Here is a 12,904-nt window from a genome sequence, read left to right as displayed (position 1 = left end):
ACTTATAAGCTCCTTAGAAATACTTACATTGTTAATTCATTTTGTCTCTTTAGAAGTTCTTGTGTATTTGCCATAGCTCTGGCTTTAGTAATTTGATAGAAAAACAATGGAATGGTTCCGATAATTAATAGTATACCAGGTCCTAAATTTACTAAAACATTGATTCCTGTCACCACTTCCGGCGTTTGCGGTTTATTCGCAACATAGCCAATAGCTCCTAGAATGGCTGCACTCAAGGCACCTACTGAAGCGCTTGCAATTTTGGTCACTAGACTGGTAAAGGAATAAATGGCGCCATCTGCACGCACGCCTGTCTTCAATTGACTTTCATCTATAGCGTCTCCAACCATACTGAATACCATAAGGCCGCTGAATCCAAGGGGAACACATGAAATCGCTGACAAAATATAGATCATTGTAAAGTTTGTGACAGGTGTTAAATACAACCCACACCAACCAAGTCCCATAATGATTGATCCACCAATCAAAAGGGTCTTCTTTTCAAAGAATTTTGCGATAAACGAAACACCAAATGCTCCAATGGCTCCACAAACTGATAATATTGTAAATAATACTGCAATTAAATCTGGACGATTTAATACATAAATAGCGTAATATACGATAGTCCCGATTCTTCCAAATACACCAAGCAAAACAATGAAAAGACTTGTTAAAATTAACAATACTGGTTTATTGGACCAGACTGATTTTAATGATTCTTTAATAGAAGGCCTTTCTTCTTTTGCTGGAGTAACGACTTCCTTACAGTTTTTAAAGGTTAAAAATAGAAGTGGAGCAGAAACTAATGATAGAACAATTGCTGCATAGAAGAAACCATGTTGTTGGTTTCCATCACCTAAAAATGTAATTAAAGGCATTACGGCAGCACCAGTTAAAATACCAGCAAGTTGACCGAAAAATCCTCTATATACGTTTAAATTCGTTCTTTCATTTGTATCCCGTGTCATTACAGTCGCCAGTGCACCATATGGAACATTGACCACAGAGTGAACAGTACCTAATAATAAATAGGTAATGGTAGCATAAATGACTTTACCTGTAATTGAAAAATCTGGAGTGTAAAAAGTTAATATATTTAGGGCGCTAAGTGCAAACGCACCATAAAGAATATATGGTCTAAAACGTCCGTGTTTGCTCTTGGTTCGTTCCATTATTAAGCCAAGTAATGGATCTACAAAACAATCCCATACCCTTGCTACTAGTAAAATGATAGCGGCTACACCACCAGCGATACCAAAAACATCAGTGTAGAAAAACAATAAATAAGATGACGCCAAACTCCATACAACGCTAGCAGAAAACTCTCCAAACCCATAACTTAACTTGGTAAAGAAACTAAGCTTTTCAGTATTTTGAGAAGCAACGATCTTATTAGTTGGCTGAACCACCGTATTTGCCATATTTTTCCTCCTACTTTAAAGTACTGATCCCAAATTGTGTATCTCTCATCACAGTAGCTACTGTTAAAATTATATTAACTTACCCCATATGCAAACGCCTTCATATTATTACACAGATAACTTTAATATTTTAACCTCTTTAAAATTTAAAGGGCTTTCATTTTTATGAGGATAAAAATTTAATGGTAATTTTTAATCTATTGTTTCAAAATTCAGAAACTATTTCCTAGTAATAGTCAATTTGAATTACTTTTTTAGTATTTTATCACATAATTGACTAGCTTAGATTAAATGTAAGTGTACTATATGGAAAAAGATAATTAATATTGACAATAAAAAAACGCAACCATTTAACATAAGTTAGATAGCTGCGACTATAGGATCACTAACAGTTTAAAAAAGATTAATAATCTACTACTATAAATTCTCCTTCAAGTCCTTCTTTCGAGTTTGGACCGATGCATACTTTGAATACACCTGGTTCAATAATATAATCCATCGCATCATTATAGAAACCAAGATTTTTAATCTCAATCTCAAAACTTACTGTTTTCTTCTCGCCTGGCAGAAACTCTATCTTTTTAAATCCTTTTAACTCCTTAACCGGTCTTATTCTACTTGCAACTACATCTGATAGATAAAGCTGTACAATTTCTTCTCCTGACCGGTCCCCTGTATTTTGCACATCCACATTAATTGTAACTTTACTGTCTTTTGTAACTTCTGAAGAAGATATCACAAGATTTTTATATTCAAATGTAGTGTAACTTAAACCAAAGCCAAACGGATACAATGGCTCAGACGGACCATCGATATATTTGGAGGTGAATTTTATTTTACTAGCGGGTCTTCCTGTTTTAGGATGATTATAGTAAATGGGCACCTGTCCAACTGAGTATGGAAAAGTAGCTACTAGTTTACCGCTTGGATTATAATCCCCAAACAAAATATCCGCTATTGCATTGCCACTCTGAATGCCCAATTGCCATGCTTCAACAATGGCAGACACGTTCTCCGCAGCCCATGGTAATGATAGTGGTCTACCATTAATTAGGACGACTACAACTGGTTTACCAGTTTGATGTAATGCTTTTAATAACTCTTCCTGGCGACCTGGCAAGTTAAGATCCATACGGCTCGAAGCTTCTCCACTCATTTCGGCATTCTCACCCACAACTGCAATGATGACCTCGGATTCGTTTGCTATTTGTACGGCCGTATTAAAGTCTAAACCTTCATCACCTGTTACTTCACAGCCCTTTGAATAAACGATTTCTGTATTCTTATCGACCACTGATTGGATTCCTGACAGGACAGTAACTACATCTTCTGAGTCACCAGTGATCGCCCACGTACCCAACATTTCCTTTTTATTTTCGGCTAATGGACCAATGACAGCAATTTTCTTGAGATTTTTCTTTAATGGAAGGATATTCTCGTCATTCTTCAATAAGACAATCGAACGTTGCGCCATCTTTCTTGCCACTTCTACATGTTCAGGAGCAAGCAAAACTTTTTCTTCTAGATTACAATCTGTTCGATAAGGATTATCAAAAAGTCCTAACTGGTACTTTACACGTAATACCCGACGTACTGCTTCATCTAGGCCGTCTACAGGTATGTCACCATTATATATTTGTTCAGGTAAATCCTATTGGTACGTACCTTGACTCATGTCCATCTCCAACCCAGCCAGTAAAGCCTTCTTACTTGCCTCTTTCCGATCGACCGACTCCCCATGAATTACCACCTCTGCAATTGAATTAGCATCACTTACTACAAACCCCTTAAACCCAAACTGCTCTCTTAATACATTTGTTAACAGGAACTTGTTTACAGTACAGGGGATACCATTTAAATCATTAAATGCACTCATAAATGTCCCAACACCTGCTTTTGCAGCTGCCTCAAAAGGAGGAAGGTACACCTCATAAAGAGTTTGAAGGGACATGTCCACTGTATTATAATCGCGGCCGCCAACAGCTCCTCCATATGCCGCAAAGTGCTTGGCACAAGCAAGAATTCTACCAGGTTCGGATAGTTTCTCACCTTGAAATCCTTTCACTCTAGCCGCTGCAATCACGCTAGCAAGATATGTGTCCTCTCCAGCACCTTCAGCCACTCTTCCCCAACGAGGGTCTCTTGAAACATCGACCATTGGGGCATAAGTCCAATGAATACCTGCAGCTGAGGATTCTTTGGCCGCAATTTCTGCCGTTTTCTCTATTAATTCCAGATCCCAACTACATGCTTCTGCAAGTGGAATCGGAAAGATCGTCCTATATCCGTGGATAACATCCAAACCAAAAAGTAGTGGAATGCCCAATCTTGACTCCTCTATTACAATTTTTTGCAATTGATTCGAAAGTTCAACTCCGGTGATTCCTCCCATTGAACCAATCAAACCTCTTCTAAGATCATCTTTATGGTAATCCCTCTCCATAGCCTGAAAATCCTCATATGAAATTTCACCTTTTACTAATTTCTCAATAATTTCGTCTTTTGTCATACCAAATGCACCAAAAATAGATGGAAGTGATTGGTTTAGTTGACCAACCTTCTCCTCTATCGTCATTTTATCAATCAGTACATTAATCTTATTCTCGTAATCCGCTATTATCATTTTTTCCTGAATATTTAATTCAGTCATAACCAAAATCATTCCTCTCTATTTTCTATTCTCAAGCAAAAAAAGTACCCTATAGATAGATTTATATCTATTGGGTACCTTTTCCTCAATATGATGAAGACAGCAATAGAAGTTTATTTTTACCTTCTTTTTCGAAAAACACTGGTTCGTTTCGATTTGCAGCCTGATAAAAATAATCAATAATTTCCATCATATAAGCACCATGCTCTGCAGGTGCCATTAATGGCTCACCTGATAGAATACTATTTGTAAAATGTTCGAACTCGTTCTTTAGTTTAATAGTTGGATTCAGAATAGGGGAAATATCCACACAGGCATCCAATAATTCTGAATGAATCTTTAACTCCCCATTAATAAGAGAAACTCCACCCTTTGTTCCAAGTATTTCTACATATTGTTTGTCCTTCTCAATATTGGATGCCCAGCTGAATTCGAAATTAACAGTTGCTCCATTTTTAAGACCAATAAACCCAAGTGCGGAATCCTCAACATTAAAGATTCCATTCGGAATACCTTTATAGCCATTGCGATTACGAGTAGTCGTATGATCAAAATTATTATAAGTGGACCCTGTCACATAAGACAGTTCTGGCATTCCCATTAGGTACAAGGCTAAATCTAGATAGTGAACACCTAAATCGACCATTACTCCGCCGCCGGAACAATCTTTATTTGTAAACCAAGTGCCTCTTCCCGGTATCCCACTTCGTCGGATCCAACCAGCTTTAGCATGATAGATTTCTCCCAAGAATCCCTCAGCAATATACTTCTTCATATAAACAGCTTCATTTGTAAATCGATTATTAAGTCCGACCATTACCTTCTTCCCAGACTTATTTTTCGCCTCTACTATTTTTTTCGCTTCGATTGCATTAATGGCAAGTGGTTTCTCACAATGAACATTTACTCCCTTTAATAGAGCGTAAATAGAAATTTCAGCATGTAGATAGTTCGGTGTACACACACTGACAAGATCCAAATCTTCGGAATTAATCATATCTTCATAATTGTTATAAACGTTGTTTATATTATATTTTTGAGCTAATTTATGAGCATTCTCTAGATTTACATCACATATCGAGACTAATTCAACATTCGGAAGATTCATATAATTATTTAAATGTTTTCTTTCCGCGTTACTCCCTGCACCAATTAACCCATATCTTAATTTCCGGTTATTCATTTAATCCTCCCCTTAAGCTTTAAAATGCAAGCTTCTTCATATATTCAATGGTAAAATTGATTCCTTTTTCGCCTATTTCCCCTGTCCAAACTGGTGAATGTGGCTCAATACTGAGACCGCCGGAATACCCTTTTACTCTTAATAACGAAATAAAGGTTTTCCAATCCGTTTGATCCAGCCCTGCAGGTGGATCATCCACCCTCTGACCATTAATAATCATGGAACCCTTTAAATGAACATGGTTAAAACGGTGACCCCAATCTAAAGTTTCCTGTAAGTAATCCCCACCGAAATATCTGCTGTGAGAGGGATCAAATTTAATCCCCAGATCTTTTAAATGGCCATGAACGATTTTCCAAACTTCAGGATTATGGACAAAGTTTACTTTCCGGCAGTTGTAAGTGGAAATTTTTACGCCTTTTGGTTTAGCGTACTCAATAAGCTGTGAAAAAAAGTGTATCGCTGCAGTACAATTTTCATAATAGGATAGTTCTTCGACATAATTACAGCCACTAACAAAATTGGTGCATCCTAATTCACTTGCGACATCAATTAATCTGTAACATCTTTCTAATTCTTCTTCTATGACTTTTCCCTTTTCATCAATACGTAAAGACTTCCATCTACCTATAGATTCAACTGCGACACCAGATTCATTTTTCCACTTAAGTAAATTGCCGCGATTCCAATAAAAGGCATCTACATCTTGCCCTTCATTCACGCAGACCTCTATAAAATCCAGCCCTTTTTGTTTGGCACTCTGAAAACTTTCCTCAGTTGGTGTCGCTATTATTCCAATGTGCATCATTTCAAAAACCTCTTTTCTTAAATTTTTTGACATGCAATCTATTTAACTTTTTATTTTTGATTTACCCTTACAACTACATTTTAAATGTTACGTTTATAAGTTTCTCTCCAACTCTTAACCATTTTATTGTAAGTTTTTTATTCATTTTATTTTCTTTTAAACAAATAAAAACTTAAAGGTTAAAAATTTACCGGTGATTTTTAACCTTTACCTATGATTTGTAGAAAGGCACAAAAAGGCGACGAAAATCTATATCTGAAAAGATAAATAATGAAAGGGAATGAGAGATAACTAGGGTTATGATACAAATGTAAGCGACACCAAGTTAGAAATAATAAAAAGGAGATTTTATATGAGCAAAATAAAAACATGCGTAAGTTTGTATAGTCTGCAAGATGAATATTTAAATAAGCGGATGAACCTAGAAGAAGTCTTTAAATTCTTAGCAGAGAATTCAGTGGAAGGAATTGAGATTATTCCCGATCAAATGATGCATAACACCCCCCATCCTTCAGAAGAAACGTTAACAGAATGGGATCGACTCGTATCTACCTATAAAATGAAGCCAGTAATTGCGGATGTCTTCTTAAATACAAACTTATACAAAAATCGAGAATTAACGAAAAAAGAATGTGTTGACTTACTAATTAAAGAAATTAAACTTGCAAATCGTTTAGGAATTCGATTGATTCGTTTAGTGTCGATGGTTCCGGCATATGTAATCGAACCTTTATTGCCGTATGCAGAAAAATACAATGTAACTCTAGCATTGGAAATTCATGCAGGTTTAAGTTTTGATGTAAAGAAGACGCAAGATTTTATAAATGAGATGAAACGATTGAATTCTCCTTATATCGGACTTGTAATTGATACGGGAATCTTCTGTAGAAGGCTGCCAAGAGTAATGGCTGATTATTGCAAACATTTAGGAACAAGCCAGGAAGTAATTGATTATATCAATCACATTTTCGAGCAAGGGAATGACCCTAGGAAAGTATATCTTGAAAATGGTGGATTCCCAGATGACTTAAAAGCATTATTAAAATCAGATGCTGATTACTTCTTTGCACACATGGCAGATGGATATGAAAATGATCCCTACACTGTGTTAGATGAATATATGCCGTACATTAAGCATTTTCACTTTAAATTATTTGAAATGACAGAAACTGGAGAAGAGTATTCGATTGATTATAAAGGCATTCTGCAATATCTGCATGATAAAGGATACGAAGGTTATGTTTCTACTGAATATGAAGGAAACCGCTGGGTACTACCTGGAAAACCAATGAAGGAAAAAGAACAAGTTTTGGCACATCAGGCGCTTATTCGAAATGTAATTAAGAAGTTAGAAGGTCAGGAGGTATATTGATATGTTTGATAATAATGTTTTCATAGAAAACACTTGTAAAAATATAGTAGATTCTGGTCACGTTATTGGATTTGAATTAAAGACTAATATTACTTATTACCGGGGTATTCCGCTAAGCATGGTAAATGATATTGGAGTTACAGTCGATGGTGAAAAGGTTGCACGTGAACATATCGTCTGCTCAGTTGATGAAGTAGATTGGTTTACTTTAGATGAAATGGAAACCATCACTTCCTATAAATGGGAATATGGTGAACCGTTAACAGTAAGAGTACTCAATGAAGGTGGGTTATCTAAAGGGAATCATGAAGTAGCTTTAGATGTAGTTGTTCGTACTGCCTATATACCAGTTCCTTTAGCGGGAAGTAAGGTTAGAACTGTCGAGATCGCTTAAAAAAAGTAGAGGGTAAAAATCTATTAAAGATTTTTACCCTCTTTTTTCATATTGCCGTAAATTATCTCTCACCAAATAACAAATTTAACTCAAACAACCGGACCTCATGGGGTTGAAGTTCTCCTCTTAAAACAATCGAATGATTCTCAACAAGAGAATGCTCTACTTTCATACAAGGAACACAGATTTGCTTAAAATAATCCACTTCATCCGATTTAATGTCATCTACAGCACCAAATTTTAACCACTCATCTAGTACACTACCATGATCGCGATTTAGTTTTAATTCTTTTACTCGATATTTCCCATTTGCAATACCTTGAATTTCCAAGGAAAGGTTTAAAGGCTCATTGTTTTCAAATATTTCATATTGTTCGTGAATTCCTGTACTACCCTCGGGATGTAAGTAATAAGAATAATTGAAATGTTTATAGTTAAAACACAATACTTGATATCGATCACCTGACTTTTTTGTAACAAGATAATTGTCACCTTTAGCCACTAAGATCTCTCCTAATTGTTTTAGCAGGACAAAGGCATGGAAACTCGGTTTTTTAATACTATTTTTTGTTACCAGTCCGGCACCGCCATGAAAAATGTTTTTCGAATCCCTAAAATCACTAAAAATATCAGAGCATAACCAGTATCCCATCATTTTCAATTGATTTTGATTCAAATTCTCAACAATATTCTTAACCATATATGAAGCTTTAAAGCTGCTATCATTAAGATAGTTACGATTTGAGATGCTGATATTCCATTCGGTCACATTAAGTTCTAAATTCTCAAACCCTGCTTTTTTCAAAGATTTTCGTACTTCATTCAATTTGTTTAAAACATAATGAGGATTAGCGGAATGTAAATTTTTAATAGGAACCCGATACTTATCACGATCGATTTCAATGGGATAAAGATAAATGGACAAAAAGTCTGGCTGAATTTCTTCCTTCTTCCACTGTTCCAGTAACAAATCCAGTTTGTCCCCTTCTAAGTCCATGCTAAGCCCACATCCGCCAACCTTTGCACCAGGTACAAGTTCTTGTGCTGTCCTCTTAAATTCACTAAATATTTTAAAGTACCTATCAAATCGCGGATCTTGATTTTGATTATTCTTGATTTTAGACAAGAAATCTTTTTCTTCCTCTGCATTATTACTAAGTTGATCCATTGGCCGCCACAATTCAAAATACCATGTCTCCACTTCTTCAATACCATAACGCTCGATGCATTGCAGCAAAAACGCCGTCACTAGGTTGTGCCATTCCTCTAGTGTCCTTTCAGTACTTATCGTTTGGATAACAAGCGTCTCACCAATAGCTTTTTGAATAATTTTTGGCTTTGGCCCCATTTCAATAAAGGGTTTCAATTTATTTTTAATAAGAAAATCCAATAATTTGTTGGCATTAGAAAAATTGTAGGCGATGGTTCCCCCAGAGCGATCTTCTAAAAGCATATCATCTCCAAACAACCCCCAAAATCTAGCATAGGTAAAACCGATTTCCGATTGCAAAAGGTTGATTTGCTCTTGCATATCGGAATTCAACAAATCTTTTGCATATCCAATATTAAGTAATCGATTCCAATACTTTACAAAAGCATCTGTTCTTCCAACTTTTATTATTTCATTATCCGCAGTACTTCTGGATTGAGGTAATGCTTGAACACTTTTGTCCTCGGTACTTTTAAGATAATGGCGCAGCTCGGTAAGGGCTTCATTGGTTTCTAGATTGCTTAGATCATTAGTAGATTCTGCTGCTTCTTTCTCTACTGTTTCTGACATTTTCTTTCTATATTCAACTGGCTTTAATTGATAACTTTCATTAAATACTCTGTTGAATGCCGCTAAATTTGGAAATCCATTATCTAAGGCAATACGAGTGATCGGCTTATTGGAGTTCACTAACTCGTTAACTGCATGGGCTAGGCGAATTTCATTTACGTATTGGGAAAAGGTTTTTCCTGTTTGTTTTTTAAAAAACTTAGACAAATAGGGAACCGAAATGTAATGCAGGCCGGCTACCTCTTCTAAGGTTAAGGGCTCGCGATAATTGCTCTGCATATATTCAATGATTTCTAATAATCGATCATTTCGTCCTTTACTATTCGAATAACTCTGTATTTCAAACTGATTTGTGCTTTTTAAATAATGTAATTTTAGAAATGATATTAATTTAAATGTTTTCTCTAAAGACTCAACTTCAATATCATGTCGTTGCTGCATATACACGGACAGTAGTTCTTCAATAATCATTCTTAGTTCTTGATTAGAAGATTCACCCTGTTCCAATGAATTGCAAGTGAATAATAAATTTTTTTGAGCAAGCAAAGAACTTAATTCCAAATAATTAAAATGAAAAACAATAAATAAATTATCCTTCTCTGATTGAAAGGAGTGAAAATCATTTGAATTCACTAAGATAAAATCAGCTTTGTTCAGACGATAGGTATTATTTTTGATTTTCACTTGGAGTTGACCTTTTATTATATAGATTAATTCAATTTCTCGATGTGCATGTTCCAAGTTACTCTTGTTACTCATAACGGAAACAGTTATTAACTTTGAATCTATAGAAGTTTGGAAAATATGCATACCACTCAGGTTCAATCACCGCCATAAGAAACTAACTTATTTTTGTAAACTACTATTCTTTAATATAACATATATTGAAATAATAGTTCGACAATATATTTATCAGAGAGTACATCTCCTACTCGGGGAAAAAGATTATGACCCTTTTCTTTTTTGTATAAAATTCAAAAAGACCGTTCCTTAATTAGAGAACGGTCTTTTAACTAATCTTTAATCTGCTTTATTTTCACTTTGGCGGCTTATCTAGTAAAAGCTGCAGGTACCCCTCCATCCACAGTTAACATACATCCAGTGGTTCTGTCTGATTTCGATGAAGCAAAGAAGGCAATCGATTCGGCAATATCAGATGGATAAATATTAACTAGCAGAGTCGTGCGTTTACGGTAGTGTTCTTCTAATTGGTCTGGCTCGATACCGTATGCAGCCGCACGTTCCTCCCGCCATCTAGAGCCCCAAATAGCAGATCCCTGAAGCACGGCATCTGGAAGAACGGAGTTCACACGAATTCCATATTCTCCGCCCTCAGCAGCAATACATCTTGCTAAGTGTGTTTCAAGTGCTTTCACAGAGCTATAGGCTGCTGCATTCTTACCAGCGTACACAGAGTTTTTCGATCCGATAAACACCATATTCCCGCCAATTGCTTGATCCTTCATTTGCTTGAAGGCTTCGCGGGCAACTAAAAAGTAACCTGTACCCAATACATTCATATTTAGATTCCACTCTTTGAGCGTTGTTTCTTCGAATGGACTTGATGTAGCAAGTCCTGCATTGTTGACAATAATGTCTACCCCACCAAATGTTAGTGCTGTTTGATTAAACGCTTCTTGAACTTGCTCTTCACTAGTCACATCCATTTTAACAGCAAGTGCACGGTTCGCACCATATTGTTCGTTAATTTCTGCAGCTACTTTTTCTGCACCTTCAAGATTGAGATCTGCTAAAACAACATGAGCCCCTTCAGCCACAAGGCGACGAGCTGTTGCACTCCCAATTCCACCAGCTCCTCCAGTGATGAAAGCTACCTTTCTAGAGAATTCTGCTTCTCGTGGAGCAAGCGTTAATTTATATAATTCTAATGGCCAATATTCAACATTGTAGGATTCGTTTTCGCTTAAAGATACAAAGTTTCCTAGCATAGTTGAACCTTTCATAACTGCAATCGCACGATGATATAAAGCTCCACTAACTCTAGAATTGCTAACATCCTTCCCTGAATTCACCATCCCAACCCCAGGAATAAGGATGACCCGTGGAGCTGGTTCAAACATTTTATCATTTTCATTTTTGTTGCGCTGAAAATATTCCATGTAAGCTGCTTTGAAACTGGCCACTCCCTTTTTAATACTGGCAATTAACGCATCCACATCTTTTGATTGCGGATCCCAATTGATATAAAGTGGGACCATTTTTGTGTGAACTAAATGGTCTGGACAAGCCGCACCGATTTGTGATAGCACAGGTGCATTTTGACTGTTTACAAATTGCAAAACATCTTCACCACGGTCAAAGGTTAACAGCATTTTCTTTTCATCACTTACCGCACCGCGAATAATAGGCATAACCTTTGCTAGGATACTAGTTGCTTCATCCACAGATAGAGATTGATATTTTTGTCCGCCAAATACTGACTCTTCATCTATTCTAGCTTTGATATACTGTTCTGCTTCATTAATGATTTCAATTGTTTTTGCATAAGTCTGTTCAGAAGTTTCTCCCCATGTAACTAGTCCGTGCTTTTCCATTAAGACTAACTCTGCGTTCGGATTATTCCGAACTCCTGCTGCGATCATTTTTGAAAGTGTGAAGCCAGGGCGTGCATATGGAACCCAGACAAAACGGTTTCCAAAGATCTCTTCAGCCAGCTGCATTCCATTATCTGCACAACAAAGGCTAATAATCGCATCTGGATGGGTATGGTCAACATGCTTAAATGGCAGGAAGGCATGCAATAAAGTTTCGATCGAAGCTCTTGGATGTTTGCTGTCAATCATGCAATGTGAAAGATAAGCAACCATTTCTTCATCTGTCATTTCGTCACGTTCAAATAATGGACGAATATCTTCTAAAATTAATCCAGTAAAATTATGTGCTCCCATGGTTGCCAAATCAGAACCGCTACCTTTTACCCACATTACCTCGATCTCGCGTCCACGGAAATCCTTTTCAATTGTTTTCATGGAAGTATTGCCGCCACCCCAGTTACATACGGCACGATCTGTTCCAATTAAATTGGAACGATACACTAACTCTTCTACCCCTTTTGAAACCTGTGAAGCTTTTTCAGTATCCCAAAGATTCTTTACCATCCCGATCCCTCCGTTTTATCGTTTATATTTTTACTTCTTTCTGTTTTTATTATAATTTACTTTTGTTTATTTTTGAATAGAGGATTCAAAATTTTATTTTTATTTGAGATTGTTATTAAATTTTGGCATAATGAATAACTCAACCTTATTTTGGAAATATAATCATACGTTGATTTA

At 36.2% G+C, this 12,904-nt stretch carries 9 protein-coding genes; 2 read left to right on the top strand and 7 right to left on the bottom strand.

Annotation, left to right across the window (positions count from 1 at the left end; translation table 11 throughout):
- Positions 1–23: 23 nt before the first annotated feature.
- From V7121_RS05620 to V7121_RS05600, 5 genes are all read right to left on the bottom strand, one after another.
- Positions 24–1,421 carry an MFS transporter gene (locus V7121_RS05620; RefSeq protein ID WP_335495398.1) on the bottom strand — a complete coding sequence of 466 codons (1,398 nt, stop codon included), beginning with the start codon at positions 1,419–1,421 and terminating at the stop codon, positions 24–26.
- A gap of 403 nt (positions 1,422–1,824) precedes the next feature.
- The gene (locus V7121_RS05615) at positions 1,825–2,931 is read right to left on the bottom strand and encodes a glycoside hydrolase family 3 C-terminal domain-containing protein (RefSeq protein WP_335545957.1); all 1,107 of its coding nucleotides are present in this window, start codon (positions 2,929–2,931) and stop codon (positions 1,825–1,827) included.
- Positions 2,932–3,072: 141 nt separating this feature from the next.
- Entirely contained in the window at positions 3,073–4,071 is a 999-nt protein-coding gene (locus tag V7121_RS05610; RefSeq protein ID WP_335546156.1) for a glycoside hydrolase family 3 protein, read from the bottom strand.
- A gap of 85 nt (positions 4,072–4,156) precedes the next feature.
- Entirely contained in the window at positions 4,157–5,254 is a 1,098-nt protein-coding gene (locus tag V7121_RS05605) for a Gfo/Idh/MocA family protein (protein ID WP_335495402.1), read from the bottom strand.
- A 19-nt stretch (positions 5,255–5,273) separates the two neighbouring features.
- Entirely contained in the window at positions 5,274–6,062 is a 789-nt protein-coding gene (locus tag V7121_RS05600; protein WP_335545955.1) for a sugar phosphate isomerase/epimerase family protein, read from the bottom strand.
- Between the two features lie 352 nt (positions 6,063–6,414).
- Here V7121_RS05600 and V7121_RS05595 point away from each other — a divergent pair, with 352 nt between their 5' ends.
- Together V7121_RS05595 and V7121_RS05590 are read left to right on the top strand one after the other, a co-directional pair.
- Entirely contained in the window at positions 6,415–7,434 is a 1,020-nt protein-coding gene (locus V7121_RS05595; protein ID WP_335495405.1) for a sugar phosphate isomerase/epimerase family protein, read from the top strand.
- A 1-nt stretch (position 7,435) separates the two neighbouring features.
- Positions 7,436–7,828, top strand: coding sequence for a C-glycoside deglycosidase beta subunit domain-containing protein (locus V7121_RS05590; protein WP_335495407.1), 393 nt, complete (start codon positions 7,436–7,438; stop codon positions 7,826–7,828).
- A gap of 61 nt (positions 7,829–7,889) precedes the next feature.
- Here V7121_RS05590 and V7121_RS05585 read toward each other — a convergent pair whose 3' ends face one another.
- The gene (locus V7121_RS05585; protein ID WP_335545953.1) at positions 7,890–10,367 is read right to left on the bottom strand and encodes a GH39 family glycosyl hydrolase; all 2,478 of its coding nucleotides are present in this window, start codon (positions 10,365–10,367) and stop codon (positions 7,890–7,892) included.
- A gap of 290 nt (positions 10,368–10,657) precedes the next feature.
- Positions 10,658–12,727, bottom strand: coding sequence for a bifunctional aldolase/short-chain dehydrogenase (locus V7121_RS05580; RefSeq protein WP_335545952.1), 2,070 nt, complete (start codon positions 12,725–12,727; stop codon positions 10,658–10,660).
- Positions 12,728–12,904 lie beyond the last annotated feature (177 nt).

Origin of the sequence: Neobacillus drentensis (assembly GCF_036962125.1) — a bacterium.
GTDB classification, from domain to species: Bacteria; Bacillota; Bacilli; order Bacillales; family Cytobacillaceae; genus Neobacillus; species Neobacillus drentensis_B.
The sequence above is the reverse complement of the archived record's forward strand: the minus strand, read 5'-3'. Positions and strand labels throughout refer to the sequence as shown.

What these genes read in the sequence shown, in the direction of transcription:
- V7121_RS05620 (WP_335495398.1), bottom strand. Translation starts at nt 1,421, where the DNA reads ATGGCAAATACGGTGGTTCAGCCAACTAATAAGATCGTTGCTTCTCAA.
- V7121_RS05610 (WP_335546156.1), bottom strand. Translation starts at nt 4,071, where the DNA reads ATGACTGAATTAAATATTCAGGAAAAAATGATAATAGCGGATTACGAG.
- V7121_RS05605 (WP_335495402.1), bottom strand. Translation starts at nt 5,254, where the DNA reads ATGAATAACCGGAAATTAAGATATGGGTTAATTGGTGCAGGGAGTAAC.
- V7121_RS05600 (WP_335545955.1), bottom strand. Translation starts at nt 6,062, where the DNA reads ATGATGCACATTGGAATAATAGCGACACCAACTGAGGAAAGTTTTCAG.
- V7121_RS05595 (WP_335495405.1), top strand. Translation starts at nt 6,415, where the DNA reads ATGAGCAAAATAAAAACATGCGTAAGTTTGTATAGTCTGCAAGATGAA.
- V7121_RS05590 (WP_335495407.1), top strand. Translation starts at nt 7,436, where the DNA reads ATGTTTGATAATAATGTTTTCATAGAAAACACTTGTAAAAATATAGTA.
- V7121_RS05585 (WP_335545953.1), bottom strand. Translation starts at nt 10,367, where the DNA reads ATGAGTAACAAGAGTAACTTGGAACATGCACATCGAGAAATTGAATTA.
- V7121_RS05580 (WP_335545952.1), bottom strand. Translation starts at nt 12,727, where the DNA reads ATGGTAAAGAATCTTTGGGATACTGAAAAAGCTTCACAGGTTTCAAAA.